Annotated in this window: 20 protein-coding genes; 10 read left to right on the top strand and 10 right to left on the bottom strand. The window is 40.6% G+C overall.

Features of this window, described 5'->3' with window-relative positions; genetic code table 11:
- The first annotated feature begins 347 nt into the window (after positions 1 to 347).
- Positions 348 to 860 carry a DUF922 domain-containing protein gene (locus BM015_RS07950; protein ID WP_090657067.1) on the top strand — a complete coding sequence of 171 codons (513 nt, stop codon included), beginning with the start codon at positions 348 to 350 and terminating at the stop codon, positions 858 to 860.
- Between the two features lies 1 nt (position 861).
- Here the strand turns inward: BM015_RS07950 and BM015_RS07945 are convergent, their stop codons facing one another.
- The 3 genes from BM015_RS07945 to BM015_RS07935 form a co-directional block, all read right to left on the bottom strand.
- A complete protein-coding gene (locus BM015_RS07945; RefSeq protein ID WP_090657065.1) occupies positions 862 to 1,803 on the bottom strand; it encodes a hypothetical protein in 942 nt (313 codons plus the stop codon).
- A gap of 5 nt (positions 1,804 to 1,808) precedes the next feature.
- Positions 1,809 to 3,680, bottom strand: coding sequence for a type VI secretion system baseplate subunit TssF (locus BM015_RS07940; protein WP_143075793.1), 1,872 nt, complete (start codon positions 3,678 to 3,680; stop codon positions 1,809 to 1,811).
- A 207-nt stretch (positions 3,681 to 3,887) separates the two neighbouring features.
- Positions 3,888 to 4,325, bottom strand: coding sequence for a GPW/gp25 family protein (locus BM015_RS07935; protein WP_245751286.1), 438 nt, complete (start codon positions 4,323 to 4,325; stop codon positions 3,888 to 3,890).
- Between the two features lie 290 nt (positions 4,326 to 4,615).
- Here BM015_RS07935 and BM015_RS07930 point away from each other — a divergent pair, with 290 nt between their 5' ends.
- The 7 genes from BM015_RS07930 (at position 4,616) to BM015_RS07900 (ending at position 13,302) form a co-directional block, all read left to right on the top strand.
- The gene (locus BM015_RS07930; protein WP_090657061.1) at positions 4,616 to 7,093 is read left to right on the top strand and encodes an ATP-dependent Clp protease ATP-binding subunit; all 2,478 of its coding nucleotides are present in this window, start codon (positions 4,616 to 4,618) and stop codon (positions 7,091 to 7,093) included.
- A gap of 163 nt (positions 7,094 to 7,256) precedes the next feature.
- On the top strand, positions 7,257 to 7,718 hold the full coding sequence (locus tag BM015_RS07925) for a hypothetical protein (RefSeq protein ID WP_090657059.1): 462 nt from the start codon (positions 7,257 to 7,259) through the stop codon (positions 7,716 to 7,718).
- Between the two features lie 42 nt (positions 7,719 to 7,760).
- On the top strand, positions 7,761 to 9,134 hold the full coding sequence (locus BM015_RS07920; protein WP_090657057.1) for a type VI secretion system contractile sheath protein TssC: 1,374 nt from the start codon (positions 7,761 to 7,763) through the stop codon (positions 9,132 to 9,134).
- A gap of 225 nt (positions 9,135 to 9,359) precedes the next feature.
- Positions 9,360 to 10,232, top strand: coding sequence for a TssN family type VI secretion system protein (locus BM015_RS07915; RefSeq protein ID WP_090657056.1), 873 nt, complete (start codon positions 9,360 to 9,362; stop codon positions 10,230 to 10,232).
- Positions 10,232 to 11,407 carry a hypothetical protein gene (locus BM015_RS07910; RefSeq protein WP_090657054.1) on the top strand — a complete coding sequence of 392 codons (1,176 nt, stop codon included), beginning with the start codon at positions 10,232 to 10,234 and terminating at the stop codon, positions 11,405 to 11,407. The genes BM015_RS07915 and BM015_RS07910 overlap by 1 nt, the downstream gene beginning before the upstream one ends.
- A 28-nt stretch (positions 11,408 to 11,435) precedes the next feature.
- Positions 11,436 to 11,966, top strand: a complete 531-nt coding sequence (gene tssO, locus BM015_RS07905) for a type VI secretion system TssO (RefSeq protein ID WP_090657052.1) — start codon at positions 11,436 to 11,438, stop codon at positions 11,964 to 11,966.
- Between the two features lie 19 nt (positions 11,967 to 11,985).
- On the top strand, positions 11,986 to 13,302 hold the full coding sequence (locus tag BM015_RS07900; protein ID WP_090657050.1) for an IPT/TIG domain-containing protein: 1,317 nt from the start codon (positions 11,986 to 11,988) through the stop codon (positions 13,300 to 13,302).
- 86 nt (positions 13,303 to 13,388) lie between these two features.
- On the opposite strand, the gene BM015_RS07895 is transcribed toward BM015_RS07900, so the two are convergent.
- The 4 genes from BM015_RS07895 to BM015_RS07880 form a co-directional block, all read right to left on the bottom strand.
- Positions 13,389 to 15,545: a S9 family peptidase gene (locus tag BM015_RS07895; protein ID WP_090657105.1), complete on the bottom strand. Its 2,157-nt coding sequence runs from the start codon at positions 15,543 to 15,545 to the stop codon at positions 13,389 to 13,391.
- 203 nt (positions 15,546 to 15,748) lie between these two features.
- Positions 15,749 to 16,315, bottom strand: a complete 567-nt coding sequence (locus BM015_RS07890; protein ID WP_143075792.1) for a hypothetical protein — start codon at positions 16,313 to 16,315, stop codon at positions 15,749 to 15,751.
- Between the two features lie 237 nt (positions 16,316 to 16,552).
- Complete coding sequence (locus BM015_RS07885) at positions 16,553 to 18,835, bottom strand: NADP-dependent malic enzyme (protein WP_090657047.1); 2,283 nt, start codon at positions 18,833 to 18,835, stop codon at positions 16,553 to 16,555.
- A 389-nt stretch (positions 18,836 to 19,224) separates the two neighbouring features.
- On the bottom strand, positions 19,225 to 19,899 hold the full coding sequence (locus BM015_RS07880; RefSeq protein ID WP_090657045.1) for a MarC family protein: 675 nt from the start codon (positions 19,897 to 19,899) through the stop codon (positions 19,225 to 19,227).
- Between the two features lie 302 nt (positions 19,900 to 20,201).
- Here BM015_RS07880 and BM015_RS07875 point away from each other — a divergent pair, with 302 nt between their 5' ends.
- Complete coding sequence (locus tag BM015_RS07875; protein ID WP_143075791.1) at positions 20,202 to 20,558, top strand: hypothetical protein; 357 nt, start codon at positions 20,202 to 20,204, stop codon at positions 20,556 to 20,558.
- A 55-nt stretch (positions 20,559 to 20,613) separates the two neighbouring features.
- Entirely contained in the window at positions 20,614 to 20,991 is a 378-nt protein-coding gene (locus BM015_RS07870) for a transmembrane 220 family protein (protein ID WP_090657041.1), read from the top strand.
- A 4-nt stretch (positions 20,992 to 20,995) separates the two neighbouring features.
- Here BM015_RS07870 and BM015_RS07865 read toward each other — a convergent pair whose 3' ends face one another.
- The 3 genes from BM015_RS07865 to BM015_RS07855 form a co-directional block, all read right to left on the bottom strand.
- A complete protein-coding gene (locus BM015_RS07865; RefSeq protein WP_090657039.1) occupies positions 20,996 to 24,412 on the bottom strand; it encodes a ThuA domain-containing protein in 3,417 nt (1,138 codons plus the stop codon).
- 319 nt (positions 24,413 to 24,731) lie between these two features.
- Positions 24,732 to 25,298 carry an elongation factor P gene (efp, locus tag BM015_RS07860; RefSeq protein WP_090657038.1) on the bottom strand — a complete coding sequence of 189 codons (567 nt, stop codon included), beginning with the start codon at positions 25,296 to 25,298 and terminating at the stop codon, positions 24,732 to 24,734.
- 57 nt (positions 25,299 to 25,355) lie between these two features.
- Complete coding sequence (locus BM015_RS07855) at positions 25,356 to 26,342, bottom strand: alpha/beta hydrolase (RefSeq protein ID WP_090657036.1); 987 nt, start codon at positions 26,340 to 26,342, stop codon at positions 25,356 to 25,358.
- Positions 26,343 to 26,398 lie beyond the last annotated feature (56 nt).

Genomic DNA, 26,398 nt, shown 5'->3' with positions numbered 1-26,398 from the left:
ATAATTTTATCGCTGGTGAGCATCGCTATTATTTTTTGGTGTGGTAACTCAAAAATAATTTCTTCTTTGCTCACCCTCTTTTATCTAGCAACTTGGGTTAATTAAAGAAAGCTCGTGCAACGCAATGTGGACGGGCTTTCTTGTTTTTTAGCACATCCTTAGTTTACACGGTTTTGCCTCGGTTTACGTGCAACTTTTATGCGCGAATCGTGTATTTCTTTCTTGCGTATCAGCGCCTGAAGCCATCCTCTTCAATTTTAAAATCAGTAAGGGTTTCTTATGATATGATGTTCATTATATGTCCGTTGCATAAGCTGGCTGCTTGCAAATAATAATACATTTGCCTGATGGCTTTAATTAATTTCAATAGAATATTAACATGGGCGGACTTCCCAAATTCGCTGCCTGCCAGCAAATCAGAAGATGCAAGAATAAGCGTGAGCTGGAAATTGGATGCAGATGAATTTCAGCGAAAAGGTAATGCCATTGTTATAGGGAAATTTGCAGTTGAAATATTTCTCGTGCCTGATAACTGCGGTGTGGTGAGAAGCGTTGTTTCCGGCGACAGGGCTGTGGCGGAAGCTTTGCTGAAACATGAGCAGGGGCATTATGATATTATTGCTTTGGGTGCAAGGGAATTTCATAAAAAGGCAGCAGCTTTATCAGCGCTGACTGAACAGGAATTAAACAATAAATTAGATAAACTACAGGAAGAAATGACAAAAAAAGCTGATGAAGCCGATGCCCGTTATGATGTGCAAACCAATCATAGCCGTAACAAACAAAAGCAGCAGGAATGGGAGCGGTTAATTGCTGCTGAGAAACAAAAACCTGATGGCAGTGTTAGCAACCTGCCTTAAGTTAAAGCCAGGTATCTTCCCCTAAAACACTATTATAAAAACTTTTTTCATCAGCAAGTTTTGTTATTTTATCGCTTGCATCTAATTCAAAGGTTGTAGCAACATCCAAATGTACAGGCAATAAATAATCGTATAAGAGTTGCAATATTTTTTCATTATGGCCGCCGGGCATAAATAGCTGCAGAGCCTTATTTTTTTTGCAATGAATAGCAATATGAATTTCATCTTCCCCCGTATCTAAATGCATATTGCCGGTGGTTAAATCTATGCCAAGCGCACTATCTCCTAAAACACTTATTGCGGGATTGGCTGGTTGCAGCGGCAGTTGCGGTTGCAGGCAAATTTTTACAGGCAACAGGAACATGGCTTCTAAAATAGTTTCAATAGCATTAAAATCATCACGAAGATTATGCAGAATAGGAATCAATAAAATAAAGATGTTGGATTGCCTTGCATCAAGGTATTGGAATATTTCCCACTTGTCGGCAAAAATGCTTACCAGGTCATCATAATGAGAACGTTTATCAAGCCTGTTTTCATACAAGGCCATCTGGGTTCGCAGGCAGTTTATAACCGTTTCAAACGGCAGAAAAAATTTTCTTGCATTTACTTCTTCCTGCCTGCGTTGCTTAATGCTTTTTATAATTTCCTTCTCCGTTTTTACATTCTTATGCGGTGTGGGCTGATGAAATAAACCTTCGGGAAGCATATCGTAAATGCCTTCCCGGCTTGTATTTATAAGTGTATATTCTTTATGGTCGTATTCAGATAATTCATCTTCAATTAATGTAACATCGCTTCTGAAAGATCGTTTAGAGCCGCCGGATAATAAGATCATTACCCTGTCTGCGTTCAGGCCATGTTCAATCATTTCCGCAGCAATCACCTCGGCTTTAAAATCAATATCATAATTGCCAAAAAAAGTATGTGGAAGCGAATGCATGCTGTTTAAACTTTCTGGTTTAATAATATCCTGTAATTATTACTGATGCCTGAGCGCAGTTGCAGCTTTGTTCTAAGCTGTTCGCACAGGTTTTCCCATGTTGCGGCATTTAATGATTCATCATCAGAGGGCGTTAATATAATATCTATTGTTTTCCTGAATGTTTCTTTTGGCAGCGGCGATAATTCAAAACCTTTTTCTATTTCAACATTACTTAGTTTATCGCCTAATTCATAAAAACAAAAATTGCGGATGTCTTCTTTTGTAATAATACGGTTCCTTGTCATAATGCCATACCTGAAAGCCTGCAATCTTTCATCTGCACGCAATTTGTTTTTACCTCCGACGGTTCCTGTTATTAAAACAAGAGAATCCTGCTTTACGGTTAATCCTTTGTTTAGTTGCAATCTTGTATTGGCGCGTATATGATTGGCAACTTCAGCCAGTGTTGTCCAATATTTTGCATACATCATGTCAAACCCTTCAAATGGTTTTGCAATTATGTAATACGGAATTTCATTGCCGTTAATGCCATAGCCTTTTGTTTTCTGCTCCATCAAAGAAATTTTCTGGTTCATTTCTTTGAGTGTGGTGGCCATAAAATCGTATCCATACGAAGAAAATGCAGCGCCTTCGCTGCGCAATAATTCCAGCAGGTATTTAATAAAGTCTTTTGCATTTCTTGTATCAAATCTTTCCACGCCACCGTTGCGCAAAGTATAAGTGCCATATTCATCTTCGTCGGTTTTTTTATAAGGCACCGGTTTATAAGCATGGGTGTTATCTGTGAGCGAATGAACTGACAGGAACTGGTCAACGCCATTTGTTTTAAGCGGTATGATATTGCTGCCACCTTTCAGCCTGAATTTTAAATCGTTTAACTGCCGGTTCATTACGGGGAATGCGTTGGTAAAAACCTGCAGCTCTTCAAAAAACTCAGGCAGCATTGCTGCGGGAAATACAACTTTTATCCAGAGCAGTTCTTCCGTTAATTTCTGCAGGTCATTTTCTGAAAAATTATTATTGAATGATGTGGGATAAACAGATATGCTATCATTAATATTTTTAAGTTTTGTATCTGTTATTGTAACGAAACGCTGGTTATAATAATGCTTTATATCTTTTTCAAGCAGGGATAGTACATCGTATTCAAGAAAGAGGTTTTCGTAAGCATTTAAGCTGTCCTCTTTTTCGGCATATTTAAGTGTTTGCTCAACATTAATTTCAATTTCATCAATATACCATTCTGTCATAGGCAGAAGCTGGTAAATGCGCCCTGCAAGTTTTGGCTCAATATTTTTCAGATCAAAATAAAAAAACAGGTTATTAATGTCTGTAAGTTTTGGGTTGATCTTTAAGCCAATCCAAAGTGTATTTCGTTCTGTTTGCTTCTGCCTGCTGTGTGCAATAAGCTGTTTACCTGTTGTGGTATTGCAGGCATATAAATGTTCAGGCGTGGCTATGTATGAAACCTGCGCATCAAATAATTGTATAGCATCAACCGGTGTAAAATATACTTCAAGTGAAGTGTCTAATACTTCATCCTGTTTTGATGATATTTTTTTTTGCGTATAAAAATTAGCGGTGTTTGATAATACTTCAGCAGGCTCAACTGGCAGGGCGTGCATAACAGCGTGTGCAGGGTTTGGGCAGGTTAAAAAATCCGGCGCCATAAGGCTTGATACTTTCTCAAGTACCCTTACCTGCGAATCTTTTATTTCGTTGCTAAGGCTATACAGCTCTGTAGATAATGCTTCAAGAATGAGCTTAACAGCAGGATCAAGATCATCGCTGTTTTTAATGTTCCAGTAGTTAAGCGCATGCTTAAGCATCCTGGTTTTAATCATTTCTTTTGAGGCGTCAAATTCAGAAGGCATAATAAATTTTAGAAACTATTTTAAGTAAGATTAAATATTCGATGTTGTTGATTTAAGAAAATACTCAATATTCCCCGCCTGACCGAATCAGTCGGGCAGGAACAAAACAATACGCAATGTTCAATTGTAAAGCTCTCTGCAAATTGAACATTGAATATTGTATATTTTAAAATTAAGTGAACGGCATTGACTCAGCATTTACAAAACTTAATCTACTGAAAGCGGGCTTAAAAATAAATTCGTTCTAAAATGAACGGGCTCGCCTGTTTTATGAAGCGTTCCATAAATTTCAATCTCAACCCGCTTCTTTATTTCAACAAACTGTTTTATGCCGTTAAATTTTTCCATATCGGTTACAGCAACGTTTATATCTATATCCGACAACCGGCTTTCGTGTGTGCTTATTGATTTAAGTAAAGACTGGCGCAGTTTTTCTTCCCAAAGCCTTGCGCTTACAATCAATTCAAAATCCAGATCCCATATTTCGCAACCAAAAGTTGAATCGCTTCTGTGCTCTCCAAACCTTGTCATAATAATCAGTTCAAGATTTTTTGTTACCGATGTAAGCAAGTCGCATACGGGCAATTCTTTCCCTTCAATAACAGCTCCAAAGGCCAGCGGTGTTTTATAGTAAACAATACTCACGAAAAGTTTTTTTAATTGTCGTAATTATAGTGTTATCGAAAACACGAATACTATAGCAATCGTTTAAATTGTTTGCATTATTATTATCCGGTATGTCTATTCGCTGAAAACTTAACTTGAATTTATTCATGTAAATTCCTGAACAACCTGTTCTCAAAAAAATCCCCGATAAACATTTATTATCATAATATGATCTGCCCGCCCTAGATAACCTCGTTTCCATAATGCATTTTTTAGCGATTAAGTTATGCTGATAATCCTATTATAAACCAATACGAAAAACAGTATAAATGTCAACTATTGCTTTGAACGAATCAATGAAAACGGCTGTTGAAATAGCACAGTCTTTAGCCAGGGAATACCATAATGATTTCTTTTATCCCGCACATTTATTAAGGGCAATGTTGCATAAAGATGTTGGCTTAAAAGATTTTATTGATTCAATTGGTAAAGACACTGCATATATTATGGAGTGGGCTGAAGTACATATAGAAGATGCGCCAAAAGCTGCTAAAACCAAAGAAAATATAAATGGCGATGATGGTATTAAACAAGCTTTTGAAGAAGCGGATAATGTGCGTATGAAAATGGGATTAGACAATATAACGCCTATCGCCACACTGGTAGCTTTGGCAAAGCCAGGCGTTGCCTTTACATCGGAACAACTCAAATCATTTCCTGTAAAAGAGAAAGAAATACTGGATGTTTATTTTAAAGATGATGGCATACAAAACGCGGTAAAGTCGTCAGCCGAAAATAAAACCAATACATCTTCCGGCGCTTTATATAAATATTGTATTGAGCGTACTGCATTAGCTAAAGAAGGAAAAACAGACCCGATCATTGGAAGGGATAAGGAAACAAGAATGATGATTGAAATTCTTGGCCGCAGAACAAAGCCCAATGTAATTATAACAGGTGAAGCCGGTGTGGGCAAAACAGCGTTGATTGATGGTTTTGCTCTGGATATTATAAACAATAAAGTGCCTGCACAGCTTGCTGATTCTTTACTTTTTGAACTTGACCTTGGCGCTTTAATTGCCGGCGCTTCTTATAAAGGAGAAATAGAAGACAGGTTAAAAAATATATTGAAAGAGATAAAGCAATTTCCAAAGGCTATTTTATTTATTGATGAAATACATATACTGCTCGATAATAAAGGCGGCGGTGGTATTGGTGGCGGCGCTGCCAATCTTTTAAAACCAGAATTGGCAAGGGGCGAAATAACAGTGATTGGCGCTACAACAAACGATGAATATAGAAAATATATTGAAAGTGATCCTGCTTTTACGCGCCGTTTTGAAGCATTGAATGTAGGCGAGCCCGATGTGGTTGCTGCAGAAAAAATGCTTGCCAAACTTGCCCCCAATTTTGAAAAACACCACCAGTTAAAAGTAGAGCCGGAAGCTATTAAAGAAAGCGTGCGTTTATCCAAACGTTATTTGCGCGACAGGAGGCTGCCCGATGTGGCTATCGATCTTTTAGACAGAACAATGGCAGCTATTAAATTAATGGTTGATACCAATAAAAAAGAACTGGAAGATTTAAAAGCTGAGTTTGAAAAAATAAAAGCAGGAAAAGATAAACAACCGGAACATGAATTGTTTGCAGAATATAAATGGCTGAATAATGTATTGCAAAATAAAATAAGCCCCGTTTTATTAGGCAAGCTGGAAGAGCCTGCACAAACCGATAAGTTTGAAACAGCAGATCAGTTTGAAGCTTTTCTCTTGCAGAGTTTTGAAAAATTATTATTGCTTACCAATGAAAAAAAAGATACTGTAACCAAAGAAGATATTGCTTCTGTAATTTCTTATAAAACAGGCATTCCGCTTGGGAAAATACAGGCGCAGGAAAAAGAGCGCCTGATGAATATGGATGACTATTTAAAGAAGAGAGTAGTGGGGCAAGACCATGCCGTAAAAGCTATTGCCGCCGCCGTGCTTGAATCCAGGAGCGGGCTTAATAAAAAAGGCCAGCCCATTGGTTCTTTCTTTTTTCTTGGCCCCACAGGTACTGGTAAAACAGAACTTGCAAAATCTGTAGCCGAATTTTTATTTAATGATGAAAAGGCTATGATAAGATTTGATATGAGTGAGTTTAAGGAAGAACATTCAGCAGCCTTGCTGTATGGCGCACCTCCAGGTTATGTTGGTTATGAAGAAGGCGGTATGCTCGTGAATAAAATCCGGCAAAAGCCTTACTCGGTTTTATTATTTGATGAAATAGAAAAAGCACATCCATCAGTGTTTGATACTTTCCTGCAAATACTCGATGAAGGCCACATGCACGACAGGCTTGGCAAAGAAGGTGATTTCTCCAATGCAATTATCATATTCACTTCCAACATTGGCAGCGAATGGATTGCAGGAGAGTTTGAAAAAGGGGAAATACCGCCTTCAAACAAGCTCATGGAAATCATGACAAAATACTTCAGGCCCGAATTTTTAGCACGCTTAACTGAAATAGTTCCTTTCGCACCTATCAGCGAAAAAAGTATCGTTCGCATATTTGAAATTCAAATGAAAAACCTGTTGGAAGCATTAGATAAGCAGGGCATTAAATTTCAAATTTCGGATGAAGCAAAAAAGCATCTTGCATTAACGGGCTTCACACCTAAATATGGGGCCAGGCAAATTACGGGTGTAATAAGGTCGCAGTTAAGCAGGTCCATATCAAAATATATTGTTTCAGGTGAATTGAAAAAAGACAATAGCCTGCTGGTTGATTTTGCCAATGACGAAATAAAATGGAAGATTGAGCAGTGACCGCTTGATGTTGTATTAATTACAAAAGAACTGTTGTTGCTGTCAGAAAATATTTTGCGACTAAACCCTGTGAATGTGAAGAAGCGAGATTGAATTTATAATAAACTAACTTAATAAACGGCGGGATTTGCTGCCTTAATTGCTAAACTTTAAAACTGAAAATATGCCACAAGTTAAACCAGGAATCGCCACCACCATTCTTGCACCAGACCCGGTTGGAGAAGGTTTTGTTGAGATTTCACCAAATAAAACATTGTTCGTTCAAAAGCTAACCAACGAACCTCCGGTAAAACCGGAAATTGTGGAAGACCTTCAAACAGTAGAACAGGTTTTCGATTATTTTAAACCTAACTGCGATGTTGAGCTCGACCGCGAAGATGGCTCTGCCTTAAAAGAAAATTTTGCATTTGCCGGGTTAGGCGATTTTGACATCAAGAACATAACCAACAGGAGCGATTACTTAAAGAATTTAAGCCTTGAAAATGATGCTTATTTAAAAATCATCAAGCAGCTTAAATCCAATAAGTCTTTAAAAAATGTAATTGAAAATCCTGAAACAAAGCAGGCCTTTGTTAATGCTTTAAAAGCATTGGTTGCCGAGCTTGATGAAGCTGACAACAAATAATTCTTCAACAATTAATTATTCAGTAAACATAAACTCCCTGATATGTCAACAGAATTAAAAGATGAAAGCGTTTTGCAATATAAAGAAGGCGAAAAACAGGCCATAGCCGAAATGCCTTCACTGCAAACTTCTTTAAACACGCTGGTTAGGTCTGGCGGGTATGATTTTTTAGAGGCTGTGGTTGATGGCGCCGATAATATGAACCCCGTTCGCAAAGCCAAGCGCAATATTTTTTTAACCGATACTTCCAAGAAACAGCAGCGTGCTGAATTGAAAAAGAAGATGCAATTATGGATCGATCTTTTAACCGAAAACAATTCAGTTGCAGCAATGGCGGAGAAAAGTATTGAGAAAGCTGAGAATGCAGAGAAGCTTTTGAAACAGAACCTGAAAAAAGTATTGGATGCCAGCCGCGAAATGGAGCAGTCTTACCGTTCTGTTCACCTGTTTTATAAAAACACTGAATCACCAAAACTTAAGAATGTTGTATTGATGAATGCTGCAATGGAGCAGCTTACAGATTTGGATGAGCCAAGGTTTATTGAATATATAGCAGAAGAATTAAAACAAAAATTTGACCGCTTGGATCTTCGCCAGAATTATTCTTTGCTTGTAGTGCCTGGTTATTTAAAATCTGCAACAGTGGTAGATAAGTGGGCGAAGATGGCCTACAATAATAAAGTAATGCTCGTTACAGATTTTGAAAATATTGAAACCCCGGATGATGTGCTGGATATGTTTACCGATGCAAACCTTACAAGCGGCGATCCGCATAAAGCAAACGTAATGATGACCTGCAATTATATTGTGGGCAGAGGTAAAAAAACAGATGTTGGCGAAGAGGAAGATGTGTATGTTCCGGGCTCTGCAGCGCTTGCCGGTAAAATGTATTGTACCAAATTATCGCAGCCGGTTGCAGGTAAAACCTATGGTTCTATTGATGAAGTGGACACGGTGCGTTTCGATCAGAAAAAAGCAGAAATATCAGAGCTTGAAAACGTTGGGCTTGTGCCGTTGGTTGGCGAATGGGGTAAGGTAATGCCTTTCTCTGCCAAAACATTATTCACAGGCGATAACCTGGGCATGCAAACTTATTCTGTAGTGCGTGTATTTGATTTTATTGCCAAAGTGCTTTCCGATTTTCTCAACAGGCGTGCCTTTGAATTATGGAATGTGAAGATGGAAAAAAATCTTCGTTCCCAGATTGTAAAATTCCTTGATGGCATACAAGGGCCTGACAAACTAATTGAGAAATTTCAGATTATAAGATTTGAAAGAGATGAAGAACATAAAGATCATATTTTCCTTGATATTCATATAACGCCATTCTTCCCTGCAAAAAGCTTCCTCGTTAAATTAGATGGTTACAAAGGCGATGATGGCGAGGAATGGAAAGCTTCATTCAAGCAACAATAACACATGCATTTTTTAATGCTGAATAAAGCTTTGTAATGTGTTGTTTGAGATATAAAAAACATTATTGTCGGTTACCGGCCTGACGCTTTAAATGATAAAATGGATTAAGCCTGAAGCGGCTGACCGTTATTCATAATCATCTTGATCAATTAACCCAAACAGCATCTGAAGCTTTATTTTTTCTACACTCATTTATATGTATGCAACTGCATTAAAGGGTATCTCATGGCAATCAAATTTTTTTTAGGATATATTGGGGTGTTTCTGGCGTTTGCAATTACGTTACTGGTGTTGGTTAAGCCTTTTTCTGAAACGTTTTCGGCCAGTGGTAAAAAGCCAACTATATACAGTATTGTTTCTTCCATTCTTGTTTCGCTTGTTGCCTATATTTCAAAGTTTGTAGGCGATCACAGCTTTGCAGTTTACTGGATTATTGCGGCTATATTTCTAATATTTGGCGCTATACATGTTGCTATTGTTCATAAAAAATATTTTCATACTTATAATGAAGATAGTAACAGTAAAATAATCCTGGCTGAAATAATGTTTGGGCTTTCTGTAATATTTTTTGTGGTGGTTATTTTTTCATCGCTGCAATATTTTCTTTCCAACGAGAAGCAATATCTCTTTTATCCCATGCTTTTAAGCTGTCTTGCGTTTTTCATTCCAATGCTGGTGTATCATACGTTTAACGCTGCATACAGTATTCCGGCTGCAAGGTTTATAACATGGGCTTATCCTTTAAATGCTCAAATAGATTTGCCTGATGAAGACCCAAGGGAAAGGTTATATGTAATAGGTTTTGAAATTGCAAAGAAAAACAGCGATGCCGGCCGCTCATACTTCAGGGCAAAAGCGCCCGAAGGCATGAAGCTTGGCGAATTGTATTATCATTTTATAAACGATTATAACGAACTGCAAAGTGAAACGCCAATTGAGTTTGCAACAAAAGATTACGATGCTTACCAGTGGTGGTTTCGCCGAAAACCAAAATGGTACCAGCGCCAGCGTATATTGAACCCTGAAATAACAATGAGGGAAAATGGTGTAAAGGAAAATACAGTAATTATTTGTGAACGTATAAAGAACATTAGATAATGAGAGACCGCATTAAACATCTGCCCGTAAACTGGATTGATGGGATGAAGATTAACAAAAGCCACTTTATTGCGCAGGATGATGCCTGGCGCGATGCCTTGAATGATGTGGCGGCTTTGAATGTTTCTCATTTGAGATTTGGCGTCATTCCTCCATCTGCTGCAGGCGAAGACAACTTTAATGTAAAAATATCTGTTGACAATCAGAACACCGTAAGGGTGGCTGTTTTAGCTTGCCAGGCTGTAACGCCGGGCGGTATAAGAATTAATTTACCGGCAACAGGTAATGTTGAAAATATAAACAATGACCTGGATGCTGCCCCATCAACAACATTCAGTTTTGCAGAAGCAAAGTCTGAAAATATATGGTGGGTAATATTGATAGTAAATCCTTATCAGAAAAAACCTGCCGGTACGCCTGATGTTGCTGAAAACCCTCCGAGGTATCCTTTTGTATTGCCTGCTTATTCGGTTGAAATTATAAGCGATAGCCAGTACAGCCAGTTTGCCTATAATCCTTTTGCTTTAACTGTAGGTAAAATTTTGGCTGAAGGAAATGATTTTAGAGTTGACGCTGATTATATTCCCCCCTGTTATGCCACCGAAGCGCTTGATGATCTTGTAAGCCTGCATGGCGAACTTGATAATTTCTTTTCAACGCTTGAAATGCGCTGCTCGCAGATTGTGCAAAAGATATACAGAAAAAATCAGCAGAACGAATTATCGGAATTAGTACTTTTTTTATGCGACCGGCTTATCCTATTTCTCAGCGATAGAATAACCAAAACAAGATGGGCAACATTATACGAATCGCCGGCTGAATTGTTTGCAGGCATTGTAAGCCTTGCACGTTTAATGAAGAATGTGATTGATTTACGTATAGGTTCCGGTAAGGAAGAGATGATGAATTATATAAGTGAATGGTGCGGATTAAAGCAAGGCGAACTTGAAAATATGCTTACCGGCCTTGCTGCCATACGGTATAATAATAACGATATAAATAATAATATTCAGAAAATAACCCAATTTATAAAAGTAGTTGCTGCTTTATTTGAAACACTTCATAAGCTTGAATTTATAGGCAAGAAAAAAGACTCCGGAATTTTTGTAAAAGAAGAACAGAACGGCTTCCGGGAGCTGCAGCCAAATAAAGCAAGAAGGCGTTTTTTCGGATAATATAATTTCATTTTAAACATACTGATCTATGAAACCAGTTAACCAGCCTGAAAGGCGCAAAGCCTTTTTAAACTTCCTGATATTTTTTATAATAACAATAGCTGTTATAGTTATAACAGTATTTTTTAGTACGCAGGTGCCTTTTGAAGAGAACAGGAAAATGAAGGAAGAAATTACAGCATATCAGCAGGAACAAAAATTCATGGCGCAGTTTTCGGGCAAGCTTACCGACCTGCAAACGTTGATTGATACACTTCAGGCACCCGGTGTTCAAACAGATCTTATAGACAACCGTATAACACTTGCCATGAGCGACCTGCAGGCATTCAAAGAAAAAGCGATGCCGGGTAATGATAATATTTATGCAAAGATGATAGACGCTTTGTATAAGCTGAAGAGCGCCAATTCCAGTCTTGTGAATTTAAGATCACAATCACCCGACATCGGCAAACTGCAGGCAGAGCAGGCTAATTTAATGCAAAGAATAAACAGCGCCAATGCTTATATCGCGCAGTTATCAAGCCAGGTGGGAATGAAACCGCCTTATCAATCTTTTTAGAAAAGCCGTGTTGAATGCTATGAAAAATTCCACATCCATATTTACAAAATCAAGAATGGGCCTCGACGACAGCGTGTGGTTAACCATGCTGATAGTGCTTGTTTGCGCTGCATCTTTTTTAAGTTTTAAGCTGGTAACGCATGTTGATTGTTCTGCGTTTGAAATTGCAACATCAGGTTTAAGGCAGCAAACGAATAATGTGTTTTATGTGGGCGAGTCGATTACTTTTTCTGTTCCGGCAACATCGAAAGATAAGTTAAGCTGGAATTTTGGTGATGGCACCCGTGAGCAAGCAGGCAAACCAGTTGTGCAACATAGTTTTTTGAAAGAAGGTGATTTTACAGTTTCATGTACGCAAAATGATAAGTGCCTGCAAGCTGTTGCAATTAGCATAATTTCCAGGCCCGCAAGGCAAAAAGATACGGCGCAGTTTGCAGCAATTCCAATAATCGGCGCAGACACTGTAGTAGCAGGTGCAGCGGCGCATTTCAGCACATTAATAAAAGCAAGCTACAACTACCAGTGGAACTTGTCAGGCTCGCCTGATGTGAAAACCGCCTCCGGCGTTGATTTCAATTTTTACAAAGAAGGTTTGCAGATGATAACACTAACCATCGATGGTAATAAACGATATACAAAAACAGTAGTGGTATTGCCTAAAAAATCTGCAGGCAGTAATACTCCTGGTGAAGCGGAAGCTTTACCGGCACGGTCAATAAAGATACCGCCGGCCGTTAACTCCGTCTATCCAACCAGTGGCGGCCCCGGTACAAGTGTAACCATTATGGGCAGCTTTTTTAACGGGACGAAGTCGGTAAGTTTCGGTGGTATTGAAGCAAAATCATTCCAAATAGTTTCGCCAACAGAAATTACAGCCATTGTTAGCGAAGGCAGCCAGACGGGGCCTGTTATGGTAACAACGGAAAATGGCCCGTCACCTGCTTCTTCGCCACAGTTCACTTATATTGCTTCAAACGCAGCAGCAGGCGGCAGCATGCCAAACCAGGCTGATAACGCTGCACGCAAAAGCTTAACTGATGCAAATTTGAAAACATTGCTTACGAAGGTGGCTAATGGAGACCCAAATGTAACGGCACAGAAAGTTGCCCAGTTTTTTTGCGGCGGCGAAGGCACATTGGTTAAAGCCAATTCTGAAAAAAAGGCAATCTCCTTATCGGAGCTTTGCAAACGCCTGCAATCAGCAAAAGATGTTACGGTAGAATCTGCGAAAATTATTCATGACCCTAATAACCCCAATTGTGAAACAAACATATTGGTAACCTACAGCCAGCCAAGAAAAATATTGGGAATAAAAGTTGGCAAGAAACGCAATTAAACCCGGTCGGCCGTGCCAGCGGTCTGACCGGGTATTCAAAGCAAGATTATTAATCTTCAACAAACGGATGCTATGTTAGTTGAAGATCATCTTCCGCCCATTGGATTAGATAATCTATACTCCTTAGGATGCGCAGCGCCCAATAAATTCGTTACAAAATAATCCCAGCGGCGGCGCATCATGTAATAAGAAAATGCGCCGTAACCATGGCGGCTGTTGGGGAAAATGATAAGATCATAATCTTTGTTTGCCTTCTCGAGCGCTTCAACCACCAGCAGTGTATTGTACGGCGGAACATTATCATCCAGCATACCATGCGCCAGCAATAATTTTCCTTTAAGGTTGCCGGCATAAACCTGGTTGGCCTGCGCTTCATAATTGTCTTTTCCGGAAGCATCTTTTACAAGCAGGCCGATATATCTTTCACCCCAGTCATCTTCATAATTGCGGTTATCATGGTTACCTGATTCTGAAATACCCACTTTAAAAAAGTCGGGGAATTTAAACATGGCGCAAGCTGTGGCAAAACCACCGCCGGAATGTCCCCAGATGCCTACACGGTTTGTATCAATATAATCATAACGTGCAGCCAGTTGCCTTACGCCGTTAATCTGGTCGGGCAAAGTGTTTTCAGCCATAAAGCCATAACTCATATCATGATAAGATTTTGAACGGAGCGGGTTAGCCGTTCCTTCAATGGCAACCACTACAAAGCCCAGTTCTGCCAGCGATTGATTATCGCCCCTGGCAGGAGAGAAGCCCCAATTACCGCCGATGCTTCCACCTTGCGGGCCGGGATAGATATATACTACAACAGGGTATTTTTTTGCCGGGTCAAGATTAGAAGGCGTAAATACCAATCCATAAATATTTGTTGTATCATCATGCGCTTTTAAGGTTACAGGTTTTGGCGGTTGCCAGCCAATTGCCTTCAGCGGGCTGACGTCTGCTTTTTCCAGCGTTGTAATAACCTTTCCGTTTGTATTGCGTAGTACAACAGTATTGGGAACATCGGGCTGCGAATAATCATCAATAAAATAATTTTTTAAAGGTGAAAAGGTAATCCTGTGAAAACCTGTTTCAGGCGTAAGCGGCACCAATTTCTTTCCGTCGAAACCAATTTTATAAAAATGCGTGAAATAAGGATTGGCTGTATCAAGCCCGTTGGCAAGAAAATAAATCGTCCTGCTTTTTTCATCCACATGCAACATTTGCGTAACCACCCAATTGCCTTTTGTAATTTGATTTTTGAGCTTGCCTGTTGTTGCATCATACAGGTACAGATGGCCCCAGTTATCGCGTTCTGAAAACCAGATGATCTCTTTTGTGCCAGGCAAATATTTCCAGTTAATAGAGCCCCAGCCTGATTCATATTGCGTGGGTACTTTTTCTTCAAACACTTCCCGTACAGCGCCGCTGTTAGCATCGGCTATGCGCACTTTTTCAATTTTATGATCCCTTGAAGTGGAAACAAAAGCAAACTGAGAACCATCATCGCTCCAGCTTATATCATCAAATGTGCCGCTGCTTGAAATATCATCGCTTAAGGTAGCACGGTGCGGATCAGGGGGAATTTGAAGGCGGATCACTTTAGGATTTTCAACATCAATCACAACTCTTTCAATCATAATAATATTGGTATCGCCGGGCAATGGATATTTCCAGTGCTGCAATGTTGGATGCCCAACGTTGGTTGTGGCAAGGTACATATCGCCGGCCTTGCGTTCATCCTGCCGGAAAGTGGCGATTTTTTTTGAATCGGGCGACCATCTTACAATGGCATTATCAGAATGTGTCCAGCCGGCGTTGTCGGTTGCATAACCGTAATATTCAACGCCATCTGTTGTAAGTTGGGTAAGCTGGTTGGTGGCAACATCCCTCACCCATAAATTATAATCTTTTATAAATACTGCTTTTTTGCCATCAGGAGAAAGCACTTCTTTATTGCCGGAGCCGTATCTGTTGCCACCAAGGCCTTCAGGCTTATCAGTTAAGCTGGTGCGTGTTCCTTTAACTGCATCAACCATAACATAATTAACCCCCTGTGCTGTGCGTGTTTGATAAGCATACTGGTTATCGTTTATCCATTTGCCATAGCTCACATTGTTATAGATATATGGCGTAAGGTTGGCAGACAGCATTTTTTCAGCACGTGCATAATCGCTTACAGTTACAGAATCTTTTTGCGCAAAACCAGCAGCAGATATACATGCAGCAAGCAGAAGCAAGGAAATTTTTCTCATGTTAAACATTCAGTTTATAAATACAAAAAGCGCAAAGTAAGTTTTTAGCATGAGAGATAGAAGAGTTTGTTATGCGCTTATTATTAAGCCTGCATCATTCAATTTGGCCAGCACATGAGCACCAGTTTTTAGTGCCGCTGATTTTTACTTTGCGCAGAAATTGCTGTACGTAAAGAAGGCTGTATATCTGCATGCATATAAAGTTATGCTGCTGCAGGCGGCAGCTTTAAAGCTATATGCCTGAACAGCAGGCCGCAAATAGCATACAGCATGGCAAAGAATGCATTCACCATAATAATCTCTGTTACAGAGCTGCCTGCATATTCATACATTTTGGCCAGCAACTGTATGCCGGCACATATTGCCAGTGCAAAAGCCGCAATGAACATCACGTGCTTCATGCCTTTGCTGGTAAAGCGGGAGAGGAGGGTGCCGATAATAACAATGGCTACAATGCCTGCATACATAAGGTTGGCAGCGTTAGGCCCTGAACCAATAAGCCCGACGGCGAGGTTAACCCATATTAATAAAAACGTGGTACCAACAGCAAGTGCAAAAGCTGCCCGGTGCGTAAAGCCGGAAGAATATCTCGTAAGGAATACGTAAGATAATCCTGTACCGAATATCAGCAAACCCATGATAATAAAATCTGATGCGCTCCAGTTTACTTCTTTGGTAAACTGCATGGCTGTAAAAGGTATTGCAAGCAAAAGAAGGGTTATTGCTGCTACCCGGGAAACAGGCCGGGATAAACTTTTTTGTGCTTTCATTGTGAAAGGTATTTGATGTAATTAAAAGTGCTTTGAAATACAAAGTAAAATGATAAAAAATGAAATAGCAAAATAATTTTGGCTGTTTTATTTCAGGTTAATAATAATTGGGGGCTCCTGTGTTGTTTATAGAGTAATTGATATGGGAATTGACAAAGCAAGACTTTGCGAATCTTGCTTTGTCAATTCTTTTAATCTTTTATTTTTTACCAGGTGCTAATGCAGGATGTCATCAGCTTATTTCTCTTTAGCACATTTAATCTGTGCATCCCAAACGGCTATTGCCACCATATTTACAATTTGCCTTACAGAACTTCCCAGTTGTAAAACATGCACCGGTTTTTTTAAGCCGAGCAATACCGGGCCCACTGCTTCTGCACCGCCAACGGCCTGCATTAAATGATAGGCAATATTGCCGGCTGCCAGGTTAGGGAATATCAACACATTGGGCGATTCATTTACAAAGTCGGAGAAAGGATAATTTTCTTTCAGCAAATCCTGGTCAAATGCAACGGCAGCCTGTATCTCACCATCAATTACCAAACCAGGATTTTCTATTTTTATTTGCTCTACCACGCTGCGAACCAGCTTGGCTTCGGGCGAAGAACTGCTTCCAAAATTGGAATAAGACAGCATAGCTACACGCGGTTTGATATTAAAATTCTTAACTGCTTCTGCAGTGAGGCATGTAATATCTTTTAGCTGCTCAACATTAGGATTGAAATTGAGCGTGGTATCTGCAAAAAACAACGGGCCTTTTTTAGTAAGCATAATGTACATGCCCGCCATTCTCTTAACACCGGATTCCATACCTATAATTTCCAGCGCAGGTTTTACCGTATCAGGGTAACGCCGTGTAAGCCCGGATATCATGGCATCGGCTTCGCCCTGCGCCACCATCATGCAACCGAAATAAGTACGTTCGCGCATTACCTGCCTTGCTTCATATAAATTGAAACCGCTGCGTTTTCTTTTCTCAAAATATATATCGCCAAATTCAATGCACTTCGCATCCATCTCTTCGCTCTTGGGGTCAATAATCTGCACGTCTTTCAAAGGCAGGTTATTCTCTTCAATTATTTTTTGTATGCGTTTTTCGTTACCCAATAAAATCGGGATAGCAATACCATCGTCTTTTACAACCTGCACCGCTTTCAGTATTTTAATATTTTCTGCTTCGGCAAATACCACGCGCTGCGGGTTTTGTTTTGCTTTGTTTATAATGAAGCGGAGAATATTATCATCAGTGCCGAGGCGTTTATATAATTGTGCTTCATAAGCTTCCCAATTAGTAATGGGATATTTTGCCACACCGCTTTCTATGGCGGCTTTTGCCACAGCAGGCGAAACAGTAACCAGCAGCCTTGGGTCCATGGGTTTGGGAATAATATACGAAGGCCCGTAATGCAGATGACTTTCGTTGTAAGCTACATTCACAATATCGGGCACAGGTTCTTTTGCCAGTTCCGCCAATGCTTTTACGGCTGCCAGCTTCATGGCTTCATTAATAGCTGTGGCACGCACATCAAGCGCACCACGGAAGATGTAAGGAAAACCCAGTACATTATTCACCTGGTTAGGATAATCACTCCGGCCGGTGGCCATAATTACATCCGGCCTTGCTTCAATGGCATCGTCGTAGGCAATTTCAGGTGTGGGGTTGGCCAATGCGAAAACAATTGGTTTGTCCGCCATTGATTTCAGCATCTCTTTACTTACGACATTGCCTTTTGAAAGACCGATAAATACATCGCAGTTATTCATGGCTTCTTCAAGGCTTTGCGGCTGCACATCCTGCGCAAAAAACTGCTTGTTTTCATCGAGGTCGGTGCGGGATTTTATGATCAATCCCTTACTGTCGAACATATACATGTTGCGCACATCGGCGCCAAGCGCAATGTATATTTTGCAACAGGAGATAGCAGATGCGCCTGCGCCGCTTATTACAAACTTAACTTTTGAAATATCCTTGCCCACCAGTTCCAATGCATTCAGCAAAGCTGCTCCCGATATAATGGCGGTGCCATGCTGATCATCGTGCATAACGGGTATCTTCAACTCTTCTTTCAACCTTCTTTCAATCTCAAAACATTCAGGCGCTTTTATATCTTCCAGGTTAATGCCGCCAAACGTGGGCTCCAGCGCTTTTACCACTTTTACAAATTCGTCTGCATTGGTGATGTTCAGTTCTATATCAAACACATCTATATCAGCAAAAATTTTAAACAATACGCCCTTGCCTTCCATTACCGGTTTGGACGCTTCCGGGCCAATATTTCCCAAACCCAATACGGCCGTGCCATTGCTGATGACAGCTACGAGATTTCCCTTGGCTGTATATTTATAAACATACTCTGTATTATCGTGTATTTCCAAACAAGGCTCTGCCACGCCAGGCGAATAAGCTAAAGCCAGGTCGCGCTGTGTTTTGGTTTCTTTGGTGGGGGCAACTTCAATTTTGCCCGGTCTTTCTTTTTCATGATATTCAAGTGCATCTTCTTTGCGGATCAATTGTGCCATATTGATAAAAATTTAAGGACAGGAGCCTGTGAAAATAAGCGCATTTACTTTGTTCAATGCCGGCTGGCTGTATTGCAAAATAGGACATAGCGGCGAATGTTTGGCGCAAGATGTTACAGCCGCAGGATAAATAATCGCTTTACTGTAATAAAAACAGGGTTTTTATTACAAACAAAAATAAATTTTTTAAGTACCAAATAACAATGGATTATGATCGCATATCATTAAATGAAACCAACATTCCGTAAGTGAAAAAGAATTTGTAAGCAATGTTTTTTTGGGCTGCCCTTTTCCCGGGGCAGCTTTTTTATGCAGTTATCTTAGTGAATTATTATAGCTTAATAATGCAGGCTTGTATTATTGAAGAGTTTGTATTGGGGATATTAGTTCTATGCCTGTACCAAAACTTTTATGCCATTTACGGCTATTTGCAAACCCACGCAAAATATAAGGAAAGCGCTAATACGGTTAACCACGTTTTCTCCTTTCGGCCCCATAAATTGTATGAGCGATTTTGTATTGAGATAGAAGATGTAAATCAGTATGCATATAACCATAATGGCAATCATAAGCGCACCTGTATTCATAAGGTAGGCTTTCATGTCTTCGTGTGTGCTCCTGGCGCCCAATGTAAACAATACCGAAATAGTACCGGCGCCTGCAGTAACGGGAAATGTAATGGGATAAAAGAGTTTATCCTGCAACCTGTCAACATTAACTGCTGCTGCAGTGTGAGCAGCCTTTACCTGGTTTTCTGATGAGTTATTGCCGGCAGATAAAGATTCCCATCCCATTTTGCAAATCATTATACCACCTGCCAGTTGTATAACCGGTATGGAAATACCAAACAACTCCAGTATCCAGTGCCCTATAAATAAAGTTACTGTGCAAATGATGAAGGCATATAAGGCTATTCTTTTTACTGCATTTTTTCTTTGTTTGCGTGTAAGGTTATCAAAATATGGATTTAGAATAAATGCAGTACCGATAGGATTTACTACCGGAAACAATGTTATAATACCAATAAACACCAGGTGAATAAGCGACTTGTAATCTTCCTGCATAACGTAAAATAAAAAGCAATTTAAGCAATTGCTTGCTGTGTAGGCAAACCATAAAAGTTTATTGCTATCCCCTGGTAAGGGCTTCCAATATTTTAGAACCGGTTATGCTTAATCAATAAAAAAATAAGAGAATTATCAGCCACACATACATAAATAAAATCTGTGCATCTGTGGCTGAAGATCTTTTTACAAAATGAGGAGTTTTTTATGAAGAATAGTTGCCGGGTAAAACCCTGAACTTATCCTATGTTAATGGATAGCAGCTTTTGGTGTTTGTAAGTTTGTACAAAGAAGAGGTTAACATGAAAACATTACAGGCATACGCAGTAATAAATGAAACAAGTAATACTAATACTTTACAAAATGTAGCAGCAGGCGTTCAGCACCTGGATATTACTTATGAAAACAATATAGAAGATGCTGTAAATGCCATGAATGCGCAAAACTTTCAATTGCTTATTATAGACAAAGCTTTGCCCGATGCTGATATAAAAAAGCTGAACCGTTTGATGGAATTATTGCATCCTGATGCAGCTATAACAGCATTCAACCTGCAGGATGAAGATTATATACGTTTTAAGTTAAGCGGCCTGATGTTAAAATGGGAAGATGCACAATCTGAAGGCAAGGTGAATTTTATTGATGATCCGGAGCTGTAAGCATGTGCGGAACGTTTAAACGTGGTTGAAACATTTTTCGCTTTAACTTTCAGCCATGAAAATATTTAATATCACCTGCTGCATATTGTTTGTTTTATTCGCTGCGTTACAGTACAACGATCCCGACGGCATTAAATGGATAATTATTTACTTATATCCTGCTATTTTATGCTGGCTGGCTTTCAGGAATAAATTCTATCCGCCGGCCTACATTATCGGCATTATAGTTTACCTGGGGTATGCTGTTTATAAAATATTTGATGCCAACGGGCTGATTGACTGGGCAACAAAGCATCATGCGGAAGATATTGCTGCAACAATGAAGGCCGAAAAACCATGGATTGAAGAAACCCGTGAATTTTTCGGCCTTGTTATTTTAATAGTTGTATTAATTATCAACTATGTGTATGCCCGCCGGCGAAGGAAGGCTTAAACTGCTATTTAAATTGTACATAGGTAATACCGGCTCTTGCCGTTTCCTTTGCATCAGCAGCTTTTGAAACAATATAGACTGTATGATAGCCTGAACCGGTTACCGGCTCCAATTTTATATTAGCCATACCATAATTCTGTTTGCCTGCCGGTGGCGCTAATTTGCCTTTACCCAATAATTTTCCATCGGGCGCATCCAGTCTTACTTCAAAATCAAAACCATATTTTGGCGGAAGCTGCCAGCCAAGCATCAGCGTTGTGGCTGTAACACCGGTAAGGTCGATGCTATCCAATGCAAACCAGCCCTGCTCCAGAGGCAACACCATTAGATTAGTACCGTTAAAACTAAAGGTTGAATATCCTTCTTTTTTCTCGGTGCCTTTAAATGTAACAGTATTGCTGCCCAGTACAGCTACGCTTCTTCCGGTTAAAGCTTTAATGTTGTTGCCGCCCTTGTCGGTATAGCTTGCAGAAAGCACCATGGCAGCGCCGGGTTTCGCATCGGCAGGCGGCACAATGGTACCGCTAGCCGGCAATGATTTTTTACCGGTATGTTCTCCGGAGAGCGATAATATCCAGCCCACGATTTGCCGGGCATCGCTTTGCGGAAGATTGGGATGGGCTGCCATTACGGTTTCTCCCCAAACGCCACCACCGCCTTTAATAATCTTTTGTATGAGGTAATTCATTGCCCTGCGGTCTTTTGCATATTTCTGCGATACCTCTATAAAAGATGGGCCGATAGATTTTTCATTCTCTTTATGGCAGCTTTTACAATCCAGTGTTTGTGTGAGTATTTTACCGGCGATAGGAGCTGTTTCAAGCTCTGTGCCGCTAACAAATTTCTGCTGCCCGTAGTTCTCAATGTAATCAACCGAAACAAAAAGATTGGCCGGGTCAATTTTAGAAGTGTCTTTTGGATCGGTAACCGTTACCGTATAACCAACAGGCTTGCCAGGCACATAGAATGATTTGTTTGGATTATTAAGCTGAATATTTACAACCGGCGTTTCATTGCCCGCATAAACGGCTACAGGTTCGCTCACAGAAGAATCGCCTGAAGGATCTTTGGCTGTAACTGTAATCCTGTAATCGCCTGCCGTGGTATAGCTGAAATCAAGCTGCGGCGTGGTGGTTTCTTTAACAGTACCATTACCAAGGTTCCAGTAATAAGTTATTTTATCATTTTCCGGATCATGTGCTTCTGCTGTAACTGTGCCGTTAAATGGCAGTGCGCCTGTGGCTTTATTTACTTTAACCGAAGTAATCTTTGGCGCACGGTTGCCGGATATGTAATCAATTCTTGCCAAACCGGCATCAGGGTTTTCCTGGAACCAGCCGGAGCCATATTCAAGTAAATATATTCTTCCATCCGGTCCAACTTCCATATCAATACAGTTACTCAGCTTGATATTTTCAAAGAAAGGTTCCATCTTATCAAAATCTCCGTTTGGTAACATGGTCACAGCTTTTATCCAGCCACGCATCCAGTCGTAAATAAGCAGTTTGCCATTATAATAATCCGGCAGCCTTGTTTCTTTGGGAAACATATCTGTATAATATACCGGGCCGGCCATTGCATTCCTGCTGCCTGTGCCTACCTGCGGAAAATCGGGCGAAGCCGCATAAGGATACCATATAAAGGCAGGGTTTGCAGGAGGAAGGTTTCTAAGACCGGTGTTATTACGTGAATTATTTACCGGGTGCGCCGGATCGAAAGCGGGGCCGCTTTTACCGGTTGCATAGTCATACTCATGGTAAGCATAATTATTTCCAACAAATAAAGGCCAGCCAAAGAAACCGGCTTTGCGTGCCTGGTTCACTTCATCGTAGCCGCGGGGGCCACGTGTTGCAAGGCTGTCGTTATTGGCATCAGGCCCCACTTCGCCCCAATATAAATAGCTGTTCTTCTGGTCAACAGAAATGCGGTAAGGATTGCGGTCGCCCATCACATAAATTTCGGGGCGTGTACTGTCTTCACCTTTTGGAAAAAGGTTCCCGTCGGGGATTTCATACGTGCCGTCATCTTTTACCCGTATGCGTAAAATTTTACCGCGCAAATCATTGGTGTTGCCGGCAGACCTGCGGGCATCGTACTGCTGGTGGCCGGGTATATCATTTAGCGGGGCAAAGCTGTTGGAAACATATTTCACGCCCGGCTCATTAAACGGTGTGGAATTATCGCCGGTAGAAAGATATAATAAACCGTCAGGCCCAAATGCAATGGAGCCGCCGGTATGGCAACATATTTCCCGCTGTGAATGCACATCGAGGATCACTTTTTCTGAAGCCATATCAAGCGTATCGTTCTTAAATGTAAAGCGGGAAAGCCGGTTTACAGAAGTGTCGATAGGACTGTAATAAATGTATATCCAGTTATTTTTTGCGTAATTGGGGTCTTTGGCAAGGCCAAGAAAACCTTCTTCTGCATTTACGCCGGGTGTATTGGTGTGCCAATAAACATCGAGATGACCAACCTGCTTTACTTTCTTCGTATCGTTTTTGTACAATTTTAATTCGCCGCGGCGCTGCGCAATCAATATATCAAAGTTGGGGAGAATGGTCATTTCCGTAGGCTCAAAAAACTCGCCTTCCACCAGTTGCGTTTTTACAAACCGGTCTGCATCCGGCGGGTTTTGTGTTTTGGCTTTGGCATAATCCAGCTTAAGGTTATCGCCTATTGCATACTGGATGCCGCCCAGTAATAATTTCAGGTAATCTGGTTCGGTGTATGATTCTTTTGTATGGCCAAGGGCGGTATAAAATGAACGGCCGCCATCATATTCATGAAACCAGGTCATTGGATGATACCCCATTCGCTTGCCGCCATTATACGTGTTTTCATCAATCGTAATTAATACATGAACATTGGCAGAATCGAATTTTTTAAAGCTGTAAAATTCATCGGTACGCTTCCATTGTTTGGGCAAATGTTTAGTGGCATTATTGGTTTGATCAATTACTTCCAAAACGCCTTCCTGCACATTATGCGCTGTATCGTGAATGCCGGGATGATCGTAGAAATACCCGCCAACCAGCCTTCCGTACCAGCCCCAGTCGTATTCGGTATCTGCGGCAGCATGCACGCCCACATATCCGCCGCCGGCTTGTATGTAGCGCTCAAAAGCCGCTTCCTGCCTGTAATTGAGCACATCGCCGGTAGTGCTTAAAAATATAACGGCTGAATATTTTTCCAGCGTGCTGTCGGTAAACATTTCAGGATTTGTGGTAGTGTCCACATCAAAATTATTTTCCTGGCCAAGCTTTTGAATGGCCGCAATGCCTTCCGGGATGGCATCGTGATGAAACGCTTTTGTTAAACTGAAAATAAGCACCCGGGGTTTTTCGCTTCTTTTATTGCTGCAGGAATAATATGCAATTACAATTGCAGTTAGTGTGGCAAATACGAGCAATTTCTTCATGTGGCTATGCAGTTTTTATGATTTTGAAAGGCCTTAAAATTAAGCGGTATGCGCAATAAATCTGTTGGTTACCAATATTTTTATTTAAAGAGATATAAACAGATTACGCTATTTTGCTGTTTGCCGCATATTCGGTATTTATTAAGGAAAATCAAAAGTAAATGAGACGAAAGTAAAAAATCGAAATACGAAAGCCGGTTTTTCCCGGATATTACAGGGCGGGCCCAACTTCATTATTGAATTCCCAATCATGCTTATAATAAAAAAGCGTTTTATTCAGCAGAAATAAAACGCTTTCAGTTTAATATATTAAACCGTATTATTCTTTCACCCTTTCAACATAATCACCCGTCTTTGTGTTGATGCGGATAACTTCACCTTCGTTTACAAATAACGGCACCTGAACAGTTGCGCCGGTTTCCACCGTAGCTGCTTTTAAAGCGCGGGTAGCGGTATCGCCACGCAGTCCCGGTTCTGTATAGGTTATTTTTAAAGCAATCTTTTCAGGCAGTTCAGCCGAAATAGCTTGCTCGGTTTCGGTATTGATGCTTACGAAAACTTCACCACCTTCCTTTAAAAACTGCGGCGCATCAATCATGCTTTCCGGCAAAGCCACCTGTTCAAAAGTTTCATTATCCATGAAGTTGTAACCGCCATCATCTTTATATAAAAACTGGTATGCTTTCTTTTCAACTCTTACAGGAAAAATATTTTCGCCGCTGTTCCAGGTTTTTTCAATGGTGCGGCTGTTATCAACGCCCTTTAATTTGGCCCAAACCTTTGCGGCGGCACGGGCTGTTTTATTTTCACCAAACTCAACCACGGAATAAAGGCTTCCGTCGAGTTTCAATATCATGCCGCGGGAAATATCTGATGTTGTTGCCATACTTTACTTTTTAATAGGGCGGCAAAAGTATGGATTCAATTTTTAAAAATGAAAAATCTACCGGCAACTGGATTCATTGCCTGTGTAATAACCGCTTTCGGGCGCGCCACTTAGTATGCTGCTAAAAAAGCATGATTCATTAATTGCCAGGAAATTAGAATTGTAAGGCAAATGACTGCCGCCGGGGTCAATATGCACTACTGCCGCCGTTTCCAGCGCGGAGGCCCTGGTGTATAAGCTTTCGCTTCCATAAACGAACGGAGTATTGTCGCAACCGTAAGTATGGCCTTTATCAACCGGGATGACTTCGTCTTTTTCACCGTGAAAAAAAATCATGGGTACCGCATTTAATGCTGTTATATAAGATGGGTCGGGAAGGCAGCCTGAATTGGCTGCTATGCCCCTGATGGTGTATGTATTGGTGAGGCTATTGGTAGAATTGTCAAGGCTGCCCAGCTTAATTTCCACGCCGGGGATCATGTTGCTGAAATCGCTTTGGGAAAGATAAACCGTATTTAAAACAGTTACGGCGCCGGCGCTGTTGCCCGACAGGAAAATTTTTGAAGCATCCACATGATAGGCTGCCGCATTTGCTACCATATAACGCAGGGCGGCTTTTGTATCCTGAACTGCCATGTAAGAAGCGTATTGCGTTTGTAGCGGATCTACGGTGCAGGGGCTGCTGCCATCTTCAGGAATGAGTCGGTAATCAATTGAAACGGCGACAAAACCTGAATCGGCAAATTTTAGCATTAAAGCTGATGCACCGTTTTTATCGCCTTCGCTAAACCCGCCGCCATGCACATACAACACCATGGGAAATGTTTGGTTGTCAGCAGCGCCTTCGGGCACATATACATCCAGCTTTAGGTCAACCCGTTTATTATTTATATCTGTATTCGTTCCATATTGCAGGTTTTTATAGGTCTCCGCCCTGCGGTTGCTACGGCGGGTGGAATTTTCTTTAAGGCATGAAGTGATTAAAAAAAGTGCAGACAGTAAAATTATAAAAGGTATGGATAAAAGCTTTCCTGATAAATTCATATACAAGTTTTCAGCACTGAGATTATATTTTGAACGTAAAGTTTAAACGTTGCGAT

Origin of the sequence: Parafilimonas terrae (assembly GCF_900115755.1) — a bacterium.
Taxonomy (GTDB): Bacteria; Bacteroidota; Bacteroidia; order Chitinophagales; family Chitinophagaceae; genus Parafilimonas; species Parafilimonas terrae.
The sequence above is the reverse complement of the archived record's forward strand: the minus strand, read 5'-3'. Positions and strand labels throughout refer to the sequence as shown.